This window comes from Streptomyces sp. NA04227 (genome assembly GCF_013364195.1).
Lineage (GTDB): Bacteria > Actinomycetota > Actinomycetes > Streptomycetales > Streptomycetaceae > Streptomyces.
This window is the reverse complement of the sequence record NZ_CP054918.1, coordinates 7,400,073-7,419,843: the sequence shown is the minus strand read 5'-3', so window position 1 is coordinate 7,419,843 and position 19,771 is coordinate 7,400,073. Positions and strand designations below refer to the sequence as shown.

The 19,771-nt window shown below is 71.3% G+C and carries 17 protein-coding genes; 8 read left to right on the top strand and 9 right to left on the bottom strand.

The window, feature by feature from the left end:
- Positions 1-364 precede the first annotated feature (364 nt).
- Positions 365-1,564, top strand: coding sequence for a trans-acting enoyl reductase family protein (locus HUT18_RS31205; protein ID WP_176103855.1), 1,200 nt, complete (start codon positions 365-367; stop codon positions 1,562-1,564).
- A 151-nt stretch (positions 1,565-1,715) separates the two neighbouring features.
- On the opposite strand, the gene HUT18_RS31200 is transcribed toward HUT18_RS31205, so the two are convergent.
- Positions 1,716-2,432, bottom strand: a complete 717-nt coding sequence (locus tag HUT18_RS31200) for an endonuclease V (RefSeq protein WP_176103854.1) — start codon at positions 2,430-2,432, stop codon at positions 1,716-1,718.
- Positions 2,433-2,661: 229 nt separating this feature from the next.
- Between HUT18_RS31200 and HUT18_RS31195 the strand changes: the two genes are divergently transcribed.
- A complete protein-coding gene (locus tag HUT18_RS31195; protein WP_176103853.1) occupies positions 2,662-3,075 on the top strand; it encodes an SsgA family sporulation/cell division regulator in 414 nt (137 codons plus the stop codon).
- Positions 3,076-3,110: 35 nt separating this feature from the next.
- On the opposite strand, the gene HUT18_RS31190 is transcribed toward HUT18_RS31195, so the two are convergent.
- Positions 3,111-3,791, bottom strand: a complete 681-nt coding sequence (locus HUT18_RS31190; protein WP_176103852.1) for a GPP34 family phosphoprotein — start codon at positions 3,789-3,791, stop codon at positions 3,111-3,113.
- Positions 3,792-4,219: 428 nt separating this feature from the next.
- Here HUT18_RS31190 and HUT18_RS31185 point away from each other — a divergent pair, with 428 nt between their 5' ends.
- From HUT18_RS31185 to HUT18_RS31175, 3 genes are all read left to right on the top strand, one after another.
- Positions 4,220-5,836 carry an ABC-F family ATP-binding cassette domain-containing protein gene (locus HUT18_RS31185; protein WP_254878888.1) on the top strand — a complete coding sequence of 539 codons (1,617 nt, stop codon included), beginning with the start codon at positions 4,220-4,222 and terminating at the stop codon, positions 5,834-5,836.
- 181 nt (positions 5,837-6,017) lie between these two features.
- Positions 6,018-6,989, top strand: a complete 972-nt coding sequence (locus tag HUT18_RS31180) for an acyl-ACP desaturase (protein ID WP_176103850.1) — start codon at positions 6,018-6,020, stop codon at positions 6,987-6,989.
- A 70-nt stretch (positions 6,990-7,059) separates the two neighbouring features.
- Positions 7,060-7,944 (top strand): IS5 family transposase, encoded by an 885-nt coding sequence (locus HUT18_RS31175; RefSeq protein ID WP_176101365.1) that lies wholly within the window; start codon positions 7,060-7,062, stop codon positions 7,942-7,944.
- A gap of 212 nt (positions 7,945-8,156) precedes the next feature.
- Here HUT18_RS31175 and HUT18_RS31170 read toward each other — a convergent pair whose 3' ends face one another.
- The 3 genes from HUT18_RS31170 to ligD all read right to left on the bottom strand — a co-directional run bounded on the left by HUT18_RS31170 (position 8,157) and on the right by ligD (position 10,657).
- Positions 8,157-8,408 (bottom strand): WhiB family transcriptional regulator, encoded by a 252-nt coding sequence (locus HUT18_RS31170; RefSeq protein WP_176104914.1) that lies wholly within the window; start codon positions 8,406-8,408, stop codon positions 8,157-8,159.
- Positions 8,409-8,555: 147 nt separating this feature from the next.
- Complete coding sequence (locus HUT18_RS31165; protein ID WP_176103849.1) at positions 8,556-9,347, bottom strand: VOC family protein; 792 nt, start codon at positions 9,345-9,347, stop codon at positions 8,556-8,558.
- Positions 9,348-9,634: 287 nt separating this feature from the next.
- Positions 9,635-10,657 carry a non-homologous end-joining DNA ligase gene (gene ligD / locus HUT18_RS31160; protein ID WP_176103848.1) on the bottom strand — a complete coding sequence of 341 codons (1,023 nt, stop codon included), beginning with the start codon at positions 10,655-10,657 and terminating at the stop codon, positions 9,635-9,637.
- A gap of 63 nt (positions 10,658-10,720) precedes the next feature.
- Between ligD and HUT18_RS31155 the strand changes: the two genes are divergently transcribed.
- Positions 10,721-11,791 (top strand): ATP-dependent DNA ligase, encoded by a 1,071-nt coding sequence (locus HUT18_RS31155; RefSeq protein WP_176103847.1) that lies wholly within the window; start codon positions 10,721-10,723, stop codon positions 11,789-11,791.
- Between the two features lie 115 nt (positions 11,792-11,906).
- The gene (locus HUT18_RS31150) at positions 11,907-12,881 is read left to right on the top strand and encodes a DUF3048 domain-containing protein (RefSeq protein WP_254879120.1); all 975 of its coding nucleotides are present in this window, start codon (positions 11,907-11,909) and stop codon (positions 12,879-12,881) included.
- Between the two features lie 76 nt (positions 12,882-12,957).
- On the opposite strand, the gene HUT18_RS31145 is transcribed toward HUT18_RS31150, so the two are convergent.
- A complete protein-coding gene (locus tag HUT18_RS31145; protein ID WP_176103845.1) occupies positions 12,958-15,645 on the bottom strand; it encodes an AAA family ATPase in 2,688 nt (895 codons plus the stop codon).
- A 163-nt stretch (positions 15,646-15,808) separates the two neighbouring features.
- A complete protein-coding gene (locus tag HUT18_RS31140) occupies positions 15,809-16,489 on the bottom strand; it encodes a TetR/AcrR family transcriptional regulator (protein ID WP_176103844.1) in 681 nt (226 codons plus the stop codon).
- Positions 16,490-16,870: 381 nt separating this feature from the next.
- Between HUT18_RS31140 and HUT18_RS31135 the strand changes: the two genes are divergently transcribed.
- Complete coding sequence (locus HUT18_RS31135) at positions 16,871-17,857, top strand: DMT family transporter (RefSeq protein WP_176103843.1); 987 nt, start codon at positions 16,871-16,873, stop codon at positions 17,855-17,857.
- A gap of 99 nt (positions 17,858-17,956) precedes the next feature.
- Here HUT18_RS31135 and HUT18_RS31130 read toward each other — a convergent pair whose 3' ends face one another.
- A complete protein-coding gene (locus HUT18_RS31130; protein ID WP_176103842.1) occupies positions 17,957-18,916 on the bottom strand; it encodes a phospholipid scramblase-related protein in 960 nt (319 codons plus the stop codon).
- A gap of 85 nt (positions 18,917-19,001) precedes the next feature.
- Positions 19,002-19,682, bottom strand: coding sequence for a hypothetical protein (locus HUT18_RS31125; protein ID WP_176103841.1), 681 nt, complete (start codon positions 19,680-19,682; stop codon positions 19,002-19,004).
- Between the last annotated feature and the right edge of the window lie 89 nt (positions 19,683-19,771).

The window sequence follows — 19,771 nt, the reverse complement described above, 5'->3', positions numbered from 1 at the left end:
CTCGAAGTCCGCTTGCAGGTGATTCAGCGCAACGAGAAGGTCGGTCAGATACGGGGAAGTCCCCGACTGACGTGCGCTGTTGTTCTTTGACGCGGCCCGCGAGGGGCGAGGTTCCGGCGCTGCCGCGTGACAGGTACAACGTCGAGTTCGATCTCCGCTTTCCAACGGAGGCATTTCGCCATACATGCCTCCATAACGACTTCAACTACCGGTTGGGGACCTGCCGTTCGAGTGACAGACCAAAGGTTCGAGCGCGCCGGCGCGGGCACCGCGCGCAAGGCACGCGCGCACCGCCCCGGCACACACCCTCCGAGCCTCTTGGTGCACACTCGTACTCCGCCCATTCGACTCACCAAGGGGTGTCATGGCAGCGCAGAGCAGGACCGAACGAGCCGAGCGCACGTACGACATCGTGCTGTTCGGTGCCACGGGCTTCGTCGGACGGCTGACCGCCGAGTACCTCGCCGTCCACGCGCCCGAGGGGCTGCGCTGGGCGATCGCGGGACGCAGCACGAAGAAGCTGGAGGACCTGCGCGAGCGTCTGCTCGGCCTCTCCCCCACGGGCGACGGGCCCGCGGTCCTGCGGGCCGACGTCAACGAACCGGACAGCCTGCGTGAACTCGCCACCTCGGCCCGGGTGGTGGCCACCACCGTGGGTCCGTACATCACCTACGGCCAGGAACTCGTCGCCGCCTGCGCGGACGCCGGGACCGACTACGTCGACCTGACCGGCGAGCCCGAGTTCGTGGACCTGATGTACCTGAAGAACGACGCGCGGGCGCGCGAGACCGGCGCCCGTCTCGTGCACGCCTGCGGCTTCGACTCGGTGCCGCACGACCTGGGCGCGTACTTCACCGTCCAGCAGCTGCCCGAGGACGTGCCGCTGCGCGTCGACGGCTACGTGCAGACCAACGCCCAGTTCTCCGGCGGCACCTTCGCCTCGGCGATGACCGCCTTCGCCCGCGGTCGGCAGGTACTCGCGGTCGCCCGCGAGCGCGGTCAGCACGAGCCGCGCCCGGCCAACCGCCGCGCGTACGCGCCCATCGGTACCTTCCGCTACGCCAAGGAGGTCGACGCCTGGGCGCTGCCGCTGCCCACCATCGACCCCCAGATCGTGCAGCGCTCGGCCCGCGCGCTTGAGCGCTACGGCCCCGACTTCCGCTACCGCCACTACGCGGGCGTACGTCGGCTGGCCACCGTGGGCGGCCTCGTCGGCCTGGTCGCCGGGGTGTTCGTCGCGGCGCAGATCCCGCCCGCGCGACGCGCGCTCTCCGAGCGGATCAAGCCCGGCGAGGGCCCCAGCGAGGAGCGCCGGGCCCGCAGCACCTTCTCGGTGCGCTTCGTCGGCGAAGGCGGCGGCCGACGGGTCTACACCGAGGTCGCGGGCGGCGACCCCGGCTACGACGAGACGGCCAAGATGATGGCCGAGGCGGCGCTCGCGCTCGTCTTCGACGACCTGCCCGAGACCTCGGGTCAGGTCACCACCGCGGTGGCCATGGGCGACGCCCTGATCGAGCGGCTGCGGCGGGCCGGGATGGTCTTCCGAGTGGCGGCGGTCCGCTGACGGAACCTCACCACCGGGCGCGCCGGGGCCTCGTCTCCCGGTTCCGGCGCGACCGGGCCCCGTCCTCCTGCTCCGGCTCGGGCTCCGGCTCCGGCTCCGGCTCCGGCTCCGGCTCCGGCTGAGCGGGCCTCATCTCCTGGCGCGGCGCACCTCAACTCCCCTGGAATTCCTCCTGATTGCCCGCCTGTGCGGCCTTCAGGGCCTGGCGGCACAGCGCGTCCGCGCGCCGGGTGGACTCCGGCAGCCGGTAGCGCGGGGTGAGGGCGAGGACGTGGGCGCAGGCGGTGTCCAGATCGGTGCGGTGGCCGACGGAGACGAAGACCGGCTTGGTGGCGGTGCGGGTGCGCAGCGCCCGGCCGACCTCCTCGGCGCCGTCGGTCAGTGGCGCCGCCGCCCCGCGCTCCTGCCCCGGCTCGCGGTAGCTGAAGGTGAACGGGTTCTTGGCGACCCCGATGGTGGGCAGCCCGGTGAGCACGCCCAGATGGCAGGCCAGACCGAACCGCCGCGGGTGGGCCAGCCCGTAGCCGTCGCACACCAGCAGACCGGGCTCGACGGGCAGTCGGGCCAACACGGCCAGCACCGTGGGCAGTTCACGGAAGGCGAGCAGTCCGGGCACGTACGGGAAGCTGACCCGCCCCACCGCCGTCGCCTCGGCCACCACCTTGAGGCTCGCCGCGTCCAGGACCACGGCCGCGGCCACGACCAGGTCGCGCGCGTCGTCGTAGGCGACGTCCAGACCCGTCACATGTCCGGCACCGGGCGCCGGGCCCGCCTCGGTGAGGATCACACGGGCGCGCAACTCGTCCTGTACGGCGCGGGCTTGGGACTCGGTGACCGGCCAGTCGCCGGGCGGCGGAATGCACGTCATGATGGGCCAAGCCTAGGCGCGCCGTTGGCGGTTGACGTCCGGGAGCAGCGAGGGCGGCACCACCCGGGCGCCCCGGGCGGTGATCAAGACCGGAGGCACAGCCCCCGAATGTGACGGACGTCACCCCGGCCGGGAGTGCACGCATTCAGCCCCTCGCGCATCTCACAGGATGTCCGCCCCCATCCCCGCGCCCTACCCTCACGCGCCCCGGCCCCTCAAGGAGCAGGAGTTGTCCTCTGTCTCGCACGCCGTCGAGGTGCGACTGATCGCCGCCGCCCCTCGCGTCCCGGTCATCCCGGCGACCCTGCACTTCGACGGCTGGGACCCGTTCGCCGTACGGATGGCCTTCCCCGCGCACGCGGCCCTGCGCGGTGAGGACGTGTGCTGGACCTTCGGACGCGAACTCCTGGCAGAGGGCATCGAACGGGCCGCGGGCGAGGGCGACGTACGGGTTCGCCCTTACGGACCGGGCCGTACCGTCCTGGAGTTCCACGGCGCGGAGGGGATCGCCGTGGTGCACATACCCACCCAGCAGCTGCGCGGCTTCCTGGACCTGACCTCCGCGCTGGTGCCCTTCGGCGAGGAGCATCTCTTCGCCGACATCGAGCGGGACCTGGCGCAGGCGCTGGACGACGTCTGCTGACGACCGCGGCCCGCCGGTGAACGCCGGGCGGGCGTTCAGCTCCCCGAGGCGCCGGTCGTGAGGGTCACCGAGGTGGCGGCGAGCATGATCGCCACCTGAACCTCCTGGAAGACCTTGCCAAGGGCGGGCGCCGCCATGCCGCCGCGCTCGGTGAGCTGTGCCAGGCGGTCCTTGTGCGCGCGGCGTTCCTCGGCCGTGGCGAAGGTGTTCAGTTCGGCGACCGCCGCGAGGCAGACGAGCGCGGCCTCGCGGTCCGGGATCCGAGCGACCGGCACCGGGCCGCAGAGCACTTCGCGCGCCTCGGACTGGAGGCGCTCCACGGGCGCCGGGTCGGTGAGCAGGTGCTCGACGGAGGGGAACAGACCAAGGACGCGCTTGCGCTCGGTGCGCAGAAAGCCCGCGTCGGTGAGGGAGTCCTGGACGGCGGTACGGGTGAGTTCGGTCCTGCTGCCCACCCACTCCTTCCAGGTGCGCGGCCGCGACTCGGTGATGAGTTCGAGCAGTCCGTCGAGGGCCGGATCACCCGTCTCGGCGTCCGGGTCGGCGGGCGTGGCCACACCGTCGTCGTCGGTCAGCAGCCCCCGCTGGGCGAGCTCGGTCAGCGCGCCCGCGCGCAGCAGGTGGGAGAGCCTCGCCGCCCCGGTGAGCCGTCCCTCGCGGGCGTCCCAGGCCAGCAGGTACAGGCGTGCGGGCAGTGACTGCGGGATCTCGGCCACAGCGTCGTTCCTCCCTCGATCCTCCCTGTGCTCCGCTTCGCGGCGGGCGCGAAGGAGCGGGGCTCGGTCGCCACATTAATCCGTTGACGGTGCGCGACCCCGGTCGTACGTTGGTCGGGTCGTTGTCGTCGTCGACAGGAGTAGGACGTTGCTCGTCTGAGGTCTCGGAACACCGCGCAGTACAGCCCACCACTGGTGTCGGCTGTGCCCGCCGTGTACGACCTCGATGTCACGAGCCGTCCTCAGGGCCGCCTTTCGCGCGGAGCCCAGGGCCTGTTTCCGCTGTGACCGCGGTGTTCCGGATACGTCGCCATCCGCCCGTACTCCGAATCCGCGAGGCCCGTATGACCCATTCCTCTCCCTCTGCTTCCAGTTCTCCGTTCCCGAGTTCCTCCGGCGCGTTCACACCGTCGGCGTCGGCCGCGTCCGTGATCTGTACCCGGCTGAGCTTCGCCTGGCCGGACGGGACCCCCGTCTTCGAGGACCTGAGTACGGCCTTCGCACCCGGCAGGACCGGGCTGATCGGCCTCAACGGGGCCGGAAAGTCCACCCTGTTGAGGCTCATCACGGGAGCGCTCCAGCCGAGCTCCGGCACCGTAGGGACCCGGGGTGAAGTGGGCTACCTGCCCCAGAACCTCACCCTGGAAACGGGGCTGCGCGTCGACCGGGCCCTCGGTATCGACCGCACCCGCGCCGCCCTGCACGCCATCGAGGCCGGTGATGTGCGCGAGGAGCACTTCACCACCGTCGGCGACGACTGGGACGTCGAGGAGCGGGCCACGGCCATGCTCGAACAGCTCGGTCTGCCCGGCTCCCTGGACGGCACGGTCGGCGAACTGTCCGGCGGCGAGTCCGTACTGCTGCGCCTGGCCGCGCTGCTGCTGCGCCGCCCGGAGGTGCTGCTGCTCGACGAACCCACCAACAACCTGGACCTGTACGCGCGCAGGCGGCTGTACCGGGCCGTCGAGAGCTGGCCGGGTGTGATGGTCCTGGTCAGCCACGACCGTGAACTGCTCGAACGCGTCGACCAGATCGCCGAACTGCGCAGCGGCGAGGTCAACTGGTACGGCGGCACGCTCAGTGACTACGAGGAGGTGGTCGCGGCCCAACAGGAGGCCGCACAGCGCAAGTTGCGGGTGGCCGAGGCCGATCTGAAGCGCCAGCAGCGCGATCTGGCCGACGCCCAGGTGGTACTGGCCCGCCGCAAGCGCTACGGCCAGAAGATGTACGAGATCAAGCGGGAGCCCAGGGCCGTGATGAAGCTGCGCAAGCGCTCGGCCCAGGTCTCGGCGGGCAAGCACCGGATCATGCACGAGGACCGGGTCACGGACGCGCGCAAACGCCTCGACGAGGCGGAGGACGCGGTGCGCGACGACGACGTGATCCGGGTGGAACTCCCGTTCACCGCCGTGCCGCCGGGCCGTGAAGTGTGCACACTGCGTGAGCTGGAGCTCGCCCACGGCGGGGCCCGGGTGCCGGGTGAGTTCCGGGTGCACGGGCCGGAGCGGATCGCCCTGGTGGGCCGCAACGGCGCGGGCAAGTCGACGCTGCTGCGCACCCTGGCCGGGGAACTCGCCCCGGCCGCGGGCGCGGTGGCGACCTGGGTGCCCGTGCGGTACCTGCCGCAACGCCTCGACGTGCTGGAGGAGGAAGCGAGCGTGGCCGCCAATGTGCGGCGCTTCGCGCCCGGGGCCACGGACAACCAGGTCCGGGCACGCCTGGCCCGCTTCCTGTTCCGCGGGGCGCGGGCCGACCAGCCGGTGTCGACGCTGTCGGGCGGGGAGCGGTTCCGGGCCGCGCTCGCGGCGCTGATGCTGGCCGAGCCCGCACCGCAGCTGCTGATGCTCGACGAACCCACCAACAATCTGGACTCCGCGAGTGTGACACGTCTCACGGAGGCGCTCGGCGCCTACGAGGGTGCCCTGATCGTCGCCTCCCACGACCTGGACTTCCTGGCCGGGCTCGGCATCACCCGCTGGCTCCTGCTCGACGAGGAGCTGCGGGAGACCAGCGAGGAGGAACTGTTGTCGCAGCTCGCGGACTGAGCGCCGGGAGGGCGGGTACGCGCCGGAAATGACGGCGCGTACCCGCCCTCGGCGAACTACCGGGGACCGCTCGGGGTCCCCCGGACATCGTCGCGGCACTTACGCTCCCGTAACCTACGGTCTCGTAGCCTACGAGGCCGTAGGTTGATGAGTCGCACACGTACGTATCGCTGGAGCCACGATGACGATCTCTGCCCCGCACCTCGCCCAGGACAGCTGGACCGACGCACGGCTGCTCTACGCGCTGGAGGAGACCGTCGCGACGGAGCTCGACCGGCATCTGAAGGTGGCCAAGGACTGGATGCCGCACGAGTACGTGCCCTGGTCCGACGGGCGCAACTTCCCCGGCTTCTACGAGGACGGTGTGGCCTGGGAGAAGCAGCAGTCCCCGGTCAGTGATCTGGGCAAGACGGCCCTGGTCGTGAACCTGCTCACCGAGGACAACCTGCCCAGCTACCACCACGAGATCGCCTCGCTCTTCGGCCGCGACGGCGCCTGGGGCACCTGGGTGCACCGCTGGACCGCCGAGGAGGGTCGCCACGGCATCGTGATGCGGGACTACCTGCTCGCCGCGCGGGCCGTGGACCCGGACGAGCTGGAGTCCTTCCGGATGGCGCACATGTCCGAGGGCTTCGAGTCGGACAACAGGCACTCGATGCTGCACTCGGTGGCGTACGTGGCCTTCCAGGAACTGGCCACCCGTATCTCGCACCGCAACACGGGCCGGGTCTCCGGCGACCCGGCCTGCGAGCGGCTGCTCTCCCGGATCGCCACCGACGAGAACCTGCACATGGTCTTCTACCGGAACCTGCTGCGTGCCTCCCTGGAGCTGGCGCCCGACCTCGCGATGCAGGCGATCCGCGACGTCGTCACCGGTTTCCGGATGCCCGGCCACGGCATGCCCGGCTTCGAGCGGGCCGCTGCGCAGATGGCGATCGGCGAGGTCTACAACCTGCGCATCCACCACGACGACGTGCTCCAGCCGGTGCTGCGCTTCCTCAACATCATGCAGCTTCCCGAGCTCGGCCCCGAGGGGCAGCAGGCGCAGCAGGAGCTGGGCCTGTACATGGAGGCCCTGGACACCGAGGCCCGCAAGTTCGACGAGCGCCTCGACGCCCGCAAGGCGCGGATGGCCGCTCGGGCCTCCGGCTGAGAAAGTGTTGGGTAATTGATCAACTTCGGGTGGTGATCTTCGTGGGTGGTGTCCACGAAGATCACTTCGCGTGTGTGTCTGTGTGTGCAAGCCGGTCTATGACACGTCGTTGACGGATGCTCAGTGGGCGGTGATCGAGCCGTTGTTGCCGGTGCGGGATGTGTCTCGTGGTGGGCGCCCGTTGAAGTTCGGGCGCCGGTTGATCATCGATACGGTCCTGTATGTGCTGGGCAGTGGGTGTGCCTGGCGGCTGGTTCCGCGTGACCTTGCGCCCTGGGATGCCGCTTACCGATGGTTTCGTCTGTGGAGTGCGGACGGGACGTGGGATCGGCTCCACGACGCTTTGCGGGATCGGGTGCGTGTCGCGGACGGTCGGGATCCGCAGCCGTCTGCCGGGGTGCTGGACTCGCAGTCGGTGCGCAGTCACCAGGGTGGTGAGGCGATCGGATACGACGCGGGCAAGCGGGTGCGGGGCCGCAAGCGGCACATCCTCGTCGACACCTGCGGTCTGCTGTTGCGGACGGTGGTCCACTCGGCCTCGGTGCAGGACCGGTCCGGAGCCAGAATCGTGCTGAGCGGGCTGCACACGCTGTTCCCGCAGGTCGGGTTGGTATGGGTGGATGGCGGCTACGTCAACCAGGTCGACCGTGCTCTCGTGGGCTGGGCCAAGCGGACGGAGAACATCGAGATCGTCGCCGTCCCGCGCAACGCGGATGTGAAAGGGTTCCAGGTACTGCCCCGCAGATGGGTGGTGGAACGGACTTTCTCCTGGCTGGGGCGGTGTCGACGGTTGGCCCGGGACTATGAACGCAAGACGGCCCACGCCGAAGCGATGATCAAAGTGGCCATGATCCGGCTCATGGCCGCCCGCCTCGCCGGCGAGACAGTCACACCCCACGGCCCCATCGAGACCGAAGCCGCACGCCGCCTCGCCGACGACCTCAAGAACGAGTAACTACTCAGTTACCCAACACTTTCTGAGCCGTACCCCGACACAGAGCCCCGACCCCGGGCTCCCGAGTCGCGACCGCCGCCGCAAGCCGGGCCTGAGCACCCCCGTGGGCCAGGCCCGGCTTGTGCATCGGCCGGTGGCTGTTGGTTGTCGGCTGTCGGCTCAACTGACGGCCGGTGACCGGTGGCTGTCGGTCGACGGAGCGCTCCGGTACCTCAGGCAGCGCGCCTGAGCCGCTGGAGGCGCAGGCGTTCCTTCTCCGAAAGTCCGCCCCAGACACCGAATTGCTCGTCGTGCGTCAGTGCGTACTCCAGGCACTCGGCCCGGATCTCGCACATCTTGCAGATCTGCTTCGCCTCGCGGACCGAACTGCCCGGTTCGGGGAAGAAGAACGCCGCGCCGGTCTCGGCGCACAGAGCCTGTTCCTGCCAGGTCAGGTCTTCCTGACCGATGAGATTGGACTGCATGCTCTCGATGCTGTCGGTCACCGAAAAACGTCTCATCAACGTCTGATCAACGCCCACGACACGCCGTACAGGAATCGTTGAGCGTGCCGCCGCCCGGTGTGCTCGGCGCGAGAGGCGGCACTGCCAACGGCCCGTGTTCCGCCCCGTTCAGCCCTGCTGCGGTACGGGCTTGATGATGGCGAAGCGTGCGCCCTGCGGGTCGGTCAGCTTGGCGAAGCGGCCCACCTCGTCCAGATCCACGGGGGCCATGCGCACCGTGCCGCCCAACTCCTCGGCCCTGGCGCAGAACGCGTCCGGGTCCTGGACCTCGAAGTAGATCAGCCAGTGCGGATCCGAGTCCTTCTCCGACGGGTCGGTGGCGAGTTCGGCCACACCGCCGAAGGCGCTGCCCTCGTCGCCCTCGGCCGGGCGCACCATGGTGTACACACCGCCCGGGAAGGTCGTGTCCTCGCTCTTCCAGCCCAGGACCGACCGGTAGAAGCCGGTCGCCTCCGGGACGTCACGCGTGTACAGCTCGACCCAACACAGCGAGTTGACCTCCATCGTGACGTCCATGCCCTTGTTGGCCCGGGGCTGCCAGAGGCCGAAGTCGGCGCCGAACACATCGGAGGCCATCGCCATCCGGCCCTGGTCCATGACGTCCATCGGCTGGAGGGAGACCTGGCCCTTGTTGTCCCGGGCCGCGCTCACGGTGGCGTCGGCGTCCGGGGTCTGGAAGTACACGCTCCAGGCAGGCGGCCCCTGTTCGGCGGTCACGGTCATCGCGCCCGCCACGGTCCCGCCCTCGGTGCGGAACAGGCCGTAACCCCCGGCTTCGGGTCCGGCCGACTGGAACTCCCAGCCGAACAGCTCACCGTAGAACGCACGGGCGGCGTCGAGATCCGGGGTGCCCAGATCGATCCAGTTCGGGGCGCCTGTCAGGTAGTTGGTGGTGCTCACGGTCGGTCCCTTCTGCGGGGTCGGGATGCTGTCGCACGACGCGCGGACGCGGTCGTGTGGCCTGCGTCACCGAGTGTTCCACCGGCCACTGACAATCGCCGTCCGCGCGGCGTCCGGCCAGCCGTTCGCCCCGCTGACCGCAGCATCTCCCCCGCTCCCGGCCCACCGCCAACCGGCGCGCCCGGCACGGGACTTGTTCGTCGGTCGGGCGCTTGGTCTTCGGTCCGGCCCTCGTACGACCGTTGTACTTCCGGGGTACATCAGTCCGTCTGTACATCCGGGGCACGTCAGTCCGTCGAAGTCCGCGCCCGCGACGGCTGTACGCGCTTCGGCTCGCCCGGCATCTTCGGGTACTCGGGCGGATAGGGCAGGTCGCCGAGCCCATGGTCGTGCTCGTGGCGCTCGGCGCGTTCGAGCAGGGTGTCGAGCCGGAAGGCGTGCTCGTCCATGTCGGCGTGCACATCGCCCAGCTCGGCGAACCTGGCCGTCATGGACCGGATGTCGAAGTCGGCCGGGTGCGCCTGCCCGACCTCCTCCCAGCGCAGCGGCGCGGAGACCTGGGCGCGCGGATGGGGGCGTACGGAGTAGGCGGAGGCGATGGTGCGGTCGCGGGCGGTCTGGTTGTAGTCGACGAAGATCCGTGCGCCGCGTTCCTCCTTCCACCAGGCGGTGGTCACCCGACCCGGCATCCGTCGCTCCAGTTCCCGGCCGCAGGTGATGGCGCAGCGGCGCACCTCGGTGAAGGTCCACCGCGGCTCGATGGGCACGAAGACGTGCAGGCCGCGGCCGCCGGAGGTCTTGGGCCAGCCGCGCAGCCCGAACTCGTCGAGCAGGGCGCGCAGTTCGAGGGCGGCGCGTACCGCGTCGTCGTAGTCCGTGCCGGGTTGCGGGTCGAGGTCCAGGCGCAGTTCGTCGGGGTGCTCGGTGTCCGCGCGCCGCACCGGCCAGGGGTGGAAGGTGAAGGTGCCGAACTGGGCGGCCCAGATCACGGCGCCCACCTCGGTGGGGCACATCTCGTCGGCGTGCCGTCCGCTCGGGAACTCGATCCGGGCCGTCGGGATCCAGTCCGGATGGTGCTTGGGGACGCGCTTTTGGAAGAAGGACTCGCCGCCGAGGCCCTCCGGGTAGCGCTCCAGGGTGGTCGGCCGGTCCCGCAGTGCCCGCAGGATGCCCTCGCCGACGGCCAGGTAGTAGTGCGCCAGGTCCAGCTTGGTGTAGCCGGGCTCGGGGAAGTAGATCTTGTCGGGGCTGGAGAGCCGTACCGTTCGCGACCCTGCCGTCAGTTCCACCGCGTTGCTGCGCGCCGCCATGCCGCCACGGTAGGCCCCACGCGACGGAAGGCGCATGTCGGCGGAACGCGGCAGAATTCGTCTATGGACCTTCCGGTGATGCCGCCCGTGAAGCCGATGCTGGCGAAGTCCGTCGCACGGATTCCGCCGGACATGCTGTACGAGGCCAAATGGGACGGGTTCCGCGCGATCGTCTTCCGCGACGGCGCCGAGATCGAGCTGGGCAGCCGCACCGGCAAGCCGCTGACCAGGTACTTCCCGGAACTGGTCGCGGCGCTCGCCGAGCGGGTGCCCGAGCGCTGTGTCCTGGACGGCGAGATCGTGATCGCCCGGGACGGGCATCTCGACTTCGACGCCCTCACCGAGCGCATCCATCCGGCCGACTCACGGGTCCGGCTGCTCGCCGAACGCACACCGGCCGCCTTTGTCGCCTTCGACCTGCTCGCGCTCGGTGACGACGCGCTCCTGGACGTACCGCAGACCGAGCGGCGCGAGCGGCTGGAGGGCGTGCTCGCCGGGGTCCGCCCGCCGGTGCACGTGGCCCCCGCGACCACGGATCCGGCGGTGGCCGAGCGGTGGTTCGACCAGTACGAGGGCGCGGGCCTGGACGGAGTGATCGCCAAGCCGCTGACGCTCGGCTACCGGCAGAACGAACGCGTGATGTTCAAGGTCAAACACGAGCGCACCGCGGACGTGGTGGTGGCGGGCTACCGGTTCCACAAGAGCGGCCCGGTGGTCGGCTCGCTGCTGCTCGGCCTGCACGATCCCGCCGGCACCCTCCAGCACGTCGGTGTGGCGGCCGCGTTCCCGATGAAGCGGCGTGCCGAACTCGTCGAGGAACTGGAGCCGCTGCGGATGGAGTCGGCGGCCGGACACCCCTGGGCGGCCTGGGGCGAACAGGCCGCACACGAGAGCGCCCGGCTGCCGGGCGCTCCCAGCCGCTGGAGCGGCAAGAAGGACCTCTCCTGGGTGCCGCTGCGCCCGGAGCGGGTCTGCGAGGTGGCCTACGACCACATGGAGAACGGGGCCCGGTTCCGGCACACCGCGCGCTTTCGGCGGTGGCGCCCCGACCGCACTCCGGAGAGCTGCACCTACGCGCAGCTGGAGGAGCCGGTGCGTTATGACCTGGCGGAGATTCTCGGTACGGCGAAGTGAGGACGGCCCGCGCGCCGCGGTTCCCGGGCGGACGGCCCCGGCGAGGGTGCCCCGAGCCGCGTACGGGGTAGAACCCGGCCGACGGGTCCGGGGCGAGGGGGACGATGTGCGAGCGATACACGGGCAGCACGACGGGCGCGGCAGGCACGACGGACCCGGCAGGCGCGGCCGCGCGAAGTGGACGGCACTGGTGTCGGCGGCGCTGCTCGCCGCGCTGATACCGGCGTGCACCCCCGAGGAGGAGACCGGTGAGGAGCGCTCGACCGGGGGCGGCGGTCCGGTGCTCGCGGTGAAGGTGGACAACGTCGGTCCGGCGCGCCCGCAGACCGGAGTGGACGGCGCCGATGTGGTCTACGTCGAGCAGGTCGAGGCGGGGCTCAGCAGGCTGATGGCCGTCTACGCCACCAAGCTGCCGAAGACGGTCGGCCCGGTGCGCAGCGCTCGCGAGAGCGATCTGGACCTGCTGCGCCAGTTCGACGACCCGGTGCTCGCGTTCTCCGGCGCGCAGTCCAAGCTGATGCCGCTCATCAAATCGGCCCCGCTGCGGCCCGAGACTCCGGGCAGCGCCCCGGCCGGCGCCTTCGTCCGCAGCCAGGACCGGCCCGCGCCGCACAACCTCTACGTACACCCGGACAAGCTGCTCAAGTCCCCTGCCGGTACGGAGGAGTTGGAACGCGCCGGAGTCACCTTCGGTCCGCGCCCCCCGGGCGGCACCCGCACCGAGGCACGTACGGTCGCCTTCCCCGCGGCGCGGTTCACCTTCTCCTGGTCGGCCGAGCGAAGCCGCTGGCTGGTCGCGATGGACGGCACCCGGGCACGGACGTCCGGCGGCGGGGACCTGACGGCGGGCACGGTGGTGGTGCAGTACGTGAAGGTGAGCCAGTCCCGCTTCCACGACGTGCACGGCAGCAACTCCCCGCTGACCGAGAGCACCGGCTCCGGACGCGCCGTCGTCCTGCGCGACGGCCGGGCCTACCCGGCGCAGTGGGAGCGGCCCTCGGCGAGCCGGGCCACCGAGTTCACCGACAAGGACGGCGACCAACTGCCGTTCGCGCGCGGTCCGGTGTGGATCGTGCTGGCGAAGGCGTAGGGCGACGCCGGACCTCGGACCGGCCGGGTGCGGCGCCCCTGACGGCGTCCGCACCCGGTGGTCGTCGGCATGAACGTCAGCGCAACCCGCGTCCGGTGTCCAGCACTTCGCGTGCCCGGGCGGCGAGACCGTCCGCGCCGCAGGACTTGGCCAGCGTCAGACCGCGGGCGAGTTCGGCCCTGGAGCGGGCGGCGATGCCGTACTCGACGCGGGCCAGGGCGTGTTCGTAGGCGCTGGGCGAGGCCTCCAGATAGGCGACCGCCTGCGCGTACAGCGTCACCGAACGCTGGCCGGTCTCCAGGGCGGCGGCGCAGCGCAGTGCCTCGCCTATGGCGGTGTCGGTGCCGAACCGTTCGGCCTGGGCCCGCGCCTGGGTGGCGAGCGCTTCCGCGCGACGCGGGTCGTCGGTGGCAAGGGCCCGTGCCAGGTCTGCGGCCCAGGGTGCCATCACCGTGTTGTGCCCGCCGCGTGCGGCCGAGGCACGCTCGGCCGCCTCCAGTTCGCCGATGCCCTCCTTGGTGCGGTCCGCCGCGATGAGCAGCCGTCCGCGTACCGAATGCAGGTCGGGCAGTACGAGCGTGGAGGGGTAGGGCGGTTCGAAGCCGTAGCCCTCGGCGATCCGCAGCGACTCGTCGACGCGGCCGCGGGCGAGCAGGGTGTCGATGAGCATGCAGGCGACGTCCCAGTGCATGGGCAGTCCGCTGCCCACACGGTCGGCGAGCCTGAGGGCCTCGCGCAGGAAGGCCTCCGCCTCGGCGAGACGGCCGCGCCTGCGGTGCACATAGCCGACGAAGGCGTGCGCGAGGGCGAGGTGTCCGCCGCTCCAGCCCGCGCTCTCGTACGTGCGCAGGGCGTCGCCGAACAGGCTCTCGGCGCGGTCGAGCCGGTCCGCGAAGGCGTACGCACTGCCCAGCATGACGAGGAGTTCGAAGCCCCACTCGGCGTCGGTCCAGCCGAGGCCCGGCGCGAGACGCCCGTTGACCAGGGCACGGTCGCAGAGCTCGACGACCTGTTCGGCGCTCTCGCCGCGGGTCATGACGTCGAAGGCACGCAGGATCAGCAGCACGCGCTCGGAGTTGTCGCGCCCGGTCAGCGGTCCGGCGAGCGCGGCCAGGCTGCGCGAGCGGCCGGGCGAGTCCTCCTCACCGGCGTGGATGCCCTCCCACATGTAGTGCATGGCCTGAAGGCGCAGTCGTGCCGGGCCGGGCGGCAGCCGGTCGGCCTCGGTGTCGACGGCGAGTACCGCCTCCTCCAGCTGGTTGTTGTGCACCAGCGCCTGCGAGAGGCGGCAGACCGCGTCGACCCGCAACTCGCCTTCGAGACCGGGCATGGACAGGGCCCGGCGCAGATGTCCGACGGTGGTGGCGGGTGAGGTGAGCAGCGTCGCGCAGCCGAGTTCGTAGAGGACTGAGGCGTGCACCGAGGGCAACGGCGGTTCCTGCAAGGCCCGTTCGAGGCAGCGCCGGGCGGCGTCCGGAGCGCCGACGGCCAGGTGTTCGCGGGCGGCCTGGCGCATCTGCTCGACGAGTTCCGCGTCGTCGTCGGGGTGCACCTCCAGGAGGTGCCGGGAGGCCGCGGCGGCCCCGCGTCCGGACTGGGTGACGGCCCAGGCCGCCAGGCCGTGCATCCCGGTGCGCGTGGCGTCCGGGATCGACTGGTAAACGGCGCTGGCGATCAGCGGATGCACGAACTCCAGGTCCTGTGGCGCCGGTTCCTCACCGTCCGGTTCCCGGGCGTCCTGCTGTCCGGTGGTGGTGAGGATGCGTGCCGTGCACAGGCGCTCCGCGCAGCGCTGGGCGTCCTGCGGGGTCAGTCCGGCGAGCCGCGCGGCCAGCTCCGCCGGGATCCGGGTGCCGAGGATCGCCGCCGCCCAGGCGAACCGGGTGACATCGGTGCCCATGTCCTCCAGACGCGCGACCAGGCCACGCCCGCGCGCGGACCTGTTGAGGTCCCGCAGCTCCCCGGCCGAGGTCTCCACCGGGTCGAGTCCCGCGTCCCGCACCTTCGCGAGGAGTTCGACGGTCTCGTACGGATTGCCGCCGGTGACCGCCCAGACCTCACGGCAGAACGGCGCGTCCGCGTGCTCGCCGAGGCTCGCGCGGGTCAGTCCCGCGGTGGCGTCCGGAGTGAGTGCGTGCAGGGTGGTACGGGGCCGCGCGGCGGCGCCGACCCGGTCCAGGAACTGGGCGCTCTCGCCCTTGGCCTCGCCGGGGCGGTGGGCGACGACGAGAAGTACCGGCAGGGCGTCGAGGCGTTCGGCGAACGCGGCGAGCCAGCGCAGGGTCTCCTGGTCGGCCCAGTGGGCGTCGTCGATCAGCAGGACCAGCGGCCAGTCGCGGTTGGCGAGCCGTCCGACGGCCTCCACGAGTCCGTCGCAGACGCCCTGCGGATCGGCCCGGCTCCCACTCGGCTCGGCTATGCCGAGCGCGGGGCCCACGATGTCGTACCGGTCGCCCAGATACGCCCGGGCCTCCTCGGGACCGAGCCCGAGCAGTGCCGGTTGCAGCAACTGCCGTACGACGTTGAACGGTACGGAGGTGACGGCCTCGCCGCCGCGGGCCGACCAGACGGTGCACCGGCCGTTCGCGAGCCGGCGCACCTCGCCGAGCAGCGCGGTCTTGCCGATGCCCGCCTCACCCCCGAACACGAGCAGGCTGCCCGAGGAGCGGCCCTCGCAGAGTTCGGTCAACGCCCTTTCGGCGTCGGCGAGTTCGGTCTCACGTTCCCACAGCGGGGCGGCGGCCGAGGCCCGGCCCAGCGTCATCGCGCTACCTCCAGCTTCGCCCGTCCGTATCGACCCGCGCCCTCGCGGTCGGCGTACCGTTCGAGCCTAGCCGCAGGTGTGGCGCCGCGGTGGCTGACCGTGAAGCTTGGTCATGATGGATGAATCTTGCCGCCTGGCTGTGGTATTACGGTCCCGCACATGCTCAGGAGTCGCAACTGCCCTGCGAAGGACGGCAGTTCGGTGCTGCGGCGGTGCGGCCCCCGGCCCGGTCCGCGGTGAGGCCGAGCGGCTGGAGGACACAGGCGTCCACAAAACTGACGAGGTATTCGGCGTCCGCGTACGTACCCTCCAGCATCGGACGGGCCCGGATGACCCCGATGAGCTGGGCGGCGAGGAACGGCGCCGCAGGGTTGTCGGCGGGGATCTCGCCGCGCTCCGTCGCACGCCGGACCATCGCGTCGAGGGCCGCGACCTCGGGTTCCACCAGTGCCTCGCGCAGGGCCGTGTGCAGCGCCTCGTCGCGCAGCGCGGCGTGGGCGAGCGCGTGCATCAAGGTGGTGTCCGCGTCGGAGCCCTCGCCCGCGGAGCGCGCTGCCGCCCGCAGGTCGCCCGCCAGCGAGCCGGTGTCGATGCCCGCGAACCGCACGCAGTGGGTGCCGCGCAGGGCGGCCACGACGAACCGCGGCTTGGAACCCCACTGCCGGTAGAGGGTCGACTTGCTGCACCGGGTCCGGGCGGCCACCCCCTCCATGGTCAGGGCCTCGTAGCCGTTCTCCCGGATCTCGTCGAGCACCGCGTCGTAGAGCTCGCGTTCGCGCGCGGGCGTGATCTTCGACCGGCGCGACGACGACACCGCGGCGGCGCCTTCCGTCCGCACGGTCATGACCGGCCTCCTTGGTGCTGCGATCCGCGCTTGCCCTGTGGATCGGAATTGTCACATTCCAATTACCGATACGTCAGTGTACCGATACGAGCGCGTATCGGTACACTTTCGTATCGATAAGGGCCTGGCCGGTGGCCACGCCCGGCCACGCAACGTACGACCGACGACAGTCGAGCGAAATGGTTCAGGGAGCCTCGCCGTGAAGGAAGCCGCCGCATCGGTGCCCGCGCGCACCGCTCGCACTCTCCCGGTCTCGTACGTACGGTTTTCCCCTCCCACGGGTCCCGCAGTCCCCGTGGGCCCGACGGATCAGCGGAGTCCTGCCGGACTCACCGGCCCCGCGCTCCCCGCCGGTGCCTGTCGCGCACCGGTGACCGCGCCATGAGCGCCACCCTGCTCGCGGTCCTGCTGAGCCTGCTGTCGGCCGTCGCGTACGCGGCCGCCGCCGTGTCCCAGGAGCGCCTCGCGGCACGCACCGGTGACTCGGGAATGCGGCGGCTGCTGTCCACGGGCTCCTGGTGGGGGGCCGTGAGTCTCAACTCCGGCGGGGCTCTCCTCCATGTCGCGGCGCTGAAATTCGGCTCGCTCACCCTGGTCCAGCCGCTCGGCGCACTGACCCTGGTGGCCGCCGTGCCGCTGGGCGCGCGGATGGCGCACCGCCGGGTGGCGCGCGTCGAGTGGCGCGGCACTCTGCTGACCCTGATCGGCCTCAGTGCGCTGATGGTCACGGCGACCGGTCCGGCGCCGGAGGAGCGGCTCTCCTTCCAGGAGGCCCTCCTCGTCGCGGCGGCCAGCAGCTGTCTGATCGCGATGCTCTGCCGCGGCCGACGCCCCGGGCTGCGCTTCGCCACCGCCTCGGGCATCGCCTCGGGACTCGGCTCGGCGCTCACCCAGACGGTGACGGTGGCGGTCACCGACGACGGCGCCTCGCCGCTGGACCTCAAGGTGATCACGGTCGCCGTCCTGGTGGCCGGGTTCGCCGCGGGCAGCCTGCTGCTCGCCCAGACCGCCTTCCGTTACGGGCTCGGCGCACCGCTCGCCGTGGTGACCCTGAGCAATCCGATCGCCGCCGCCGCGATCGGCGTCACGCTCCTCGGCGAACGTTTCGCCGGCGGCCCGCTCGGCCTGCTGCTCGCCCTGCTCGGGGCCCTGCTCGCCGGACGCGGTGTCTTCCTCCTGGCCCGCGCCGCCCATCCCGAACCGCGCAGCACCACCGTCCTGTCGTACGTACCGTCGCAGGCGGGACCGCTGCGGCAGCCACCTCCCCTCGCGCTCGAACAACCGCCTCTCGACGGTGCGCCCTCGCAGCTGCCGGACGAAGCAGCTGCCCGCCTGCCGGGAACGCCGCCGGAACGACGGGTCGGCTGAGCGGGCGAGCGCGGTCGGCCCGTGGACAGGCCGACCCAGACAAATGGGCCGACGACCGGTTACGGTCGTCGGCCCCTTCGCACGGGCGGGCGCGGCGTCTCAGCCGAGGCCGCGGGAGTCCTGCTTGAGCGCCGTGTCGACGGTCAGGGCCGTCGCGACGACGAGGCTGTGCAGGGGCTCGGGCAGTTGGTAGTGGATCTGCAGGACGTAGTTGTCCGCGGTGGTGAAGAGCGTCTTGGCGAGGCCTTCCCAGGTCTTGGTGATCCGGGCGACCTCGTTGTCCGCGTGGTCGACGATGGCGAAGTTCCAGGCGCGCCAGTTCTCCGCCTTGATCGCGCCGATCTGCTGGCCACCGGCCATGATCGCGAAGTTGATCTTGCCGATGACGTTCTGCTGCACGATCTCGCCGAGCGGCTGTCCGTCCGGACGCTCCACGATCACCCGCGACTTCATGAACTTCCGCGGGCGTGTGAGCACGAGCTGCGGCTGCCCGTTCGCGTCCCGGATCTCCAGGCGGTGCGTCATGAACTGGTCGACGCTGGCGACGAACCGCGCGACCTTCTTCAGCGTGCTCTGGCCGACCTGGACGACGGAGCCGAGCGTCCGGCCCTGCTGGTCGAACACGCTGTACTCATTGGTCAGCTCGATCAGCTTGGCCTTCTGGTTCACCACCAGAACGGGCTCGGTGAACAGCGTCCCGCCACCCTGCCCGCTCGGCGCGAGCCCGGCCTGCTGCTGCACCTGGCGCTGCACCTTGGCGGGGTCGGCGGCCTGCTGCGGCGCCTGCTGACCGTACGACGCCTGCGCACCGGGCTGCCCCTGGCCACCGGCCGCCGAACCGTACTGACCACCGGCCGCGGCGCCCTGCTGCCCCGGAATCTGCCCGGGCGCCTGCTGGCCCTGCGCCTGGCCATCCTGCGCCTGACCGGGCTGCTGCTCCGACTGCTGACCGCCGCTGGTGTGCTCGGTCCACTGGTTGCCGTCCCACCACCGCAGCAGTCCGGCGCCGCCGTGCGGGTCCGGGTACCAACCGGCAGGAGTGTTCGAATGCGTCGTCACCCGGGCACAGTACCCGGCAACGGCACACCCCGGACCGGGCCCCCGGTATTGATTCGGGCAAGCGATACGGACACCCGCACTCCGGTTACACCTCGGACAGCGGAACCGCGGTCAAGTGCCCTGCCCGGTGGCGCAGTTGACGTCCCGCACGCCGGTCCGCGAGCGGCCGGGGGCGTCGCGGGGTCTCCCGCAGGACGAAGGTGAGCCGGGTGTAGCCCAGCGCTTCGAGGGTGCGCGGGGTGTCCCCGACGACCCGGCAGAAGGTGCGCCCCCAGCGCGGGTCCGGATGCTGAACGGGACGTACGGCGCCGTCATGTTCGAGGCCACCCTCGCCGACGGCACGGATCCAGTGCGGGAGCCCGTGCACGTAGGCCGCCTCCATGATCGGGTCGTCCGCGATGGCACCACGGACGGACTTCAGGCCGTCGTCCTCGCCGTCACGCTCCAAGGCCCGAGCGAAGTTCGCGAGCATCGGCAGGCACCACAGGGACTCACGTTCCAGGAGCACCGAGTCCGCGTCGGGATGGAAGAGCACGAAGCGCAGAAAGTTCTCGCGGGGCATGGCACCCGGCCAGAGCCGCACCCCCGCGAAGAGGGCGTCGAAGGCGGGATTGGCGAGAACCACGTCCCAGCGCCGGTCGAAGACGAGCGAGGGGTGCGGTACGGAGTCGAGCAGTGCCGCACAGTCCTTGAGATAGGCGCGCAGACCGATGTCCGAGGGCACCGACTGCGGCGCCGGCCACGGACCTGGTGCCTGGTGTGCCATCGGGTCGTCACTCCCCTTGCGGGCCGTGTTCCTGTCGCGCCGGACTCCACCGCCGGAAGGAGCGTGCGATGCCGGATCCCTCGTCATGT

Coding starts and splice junctions, on each gene's coding strand:
- HUT18_RS31205 (WP_176103855.1), top strand. CDS start 365: ATGGCAGCGCAGAGCAGGACCGAACGAGCCGAGCGCACGTACGACATC.
- HUT18_RS31145 (WP_176103845.1), bottom strand. CDS start 15,645: ATGACGCTGGGCCGGGCCTCGGCCGCCGCCCCGCTGTGGGAACGTGAG.
- ligD (WP_176103848.1), bottom strand. CDS start 10,657: ATGGCGGCGCGCAGCAACGCGGTGGAACTGACGGCAGGGTCGCGAACG.
- HUT18_RS31155 (WP_176103847.1), top strand. CDS start 10,721: ATGGACCTTCCGGTGATGCCGCCCGTGAAGCCGATGCTGGCGAAGTCC.
- HUT18_RS31135 (WP_176103843.1), top strand. CDS start 16,871: ATGAGCGCCACCCTGCTCGCGGTCCTGCTGAGCCTGCTGTCGGCCGTC.
- HUT18_RS31180 (WP_176103850.1), top strand. CDS start 6,018: ATGACGATCTCTGCCCCGCACCTCGCCCAGGACAGCTGGACCGACGCA.
- HUT18_RS31170 (WP_176104914.1), bottom strand. CDS start 8,408: ATGCAGTCCAATCTCATCGGTCAGGAAGACCTGACCTGGCAGGAACAG.
- HUT18_RS31125 (WP_176103841.1), bottom strand. CDS start 19,682: ATGGCACACCAGGCACCAGGTCCGTGGCCGGCGCCGCAGTCGGTGCCC.
- HUT18_RS31200 (WP_176103854.1), bottom strand. CDS start 2,432: ATGACGTGCATTCCGCCGCCCGGCGACTGGCCGGTCACCGAGTCCCAA.
- HUT18_RS31140 (WP_176103844.1), bottom strand. CDS start 16,489: ATGACCGTGCGGACGGAAGGCGCCGCCGCGGTGTCGTCGTCGCGCCGG.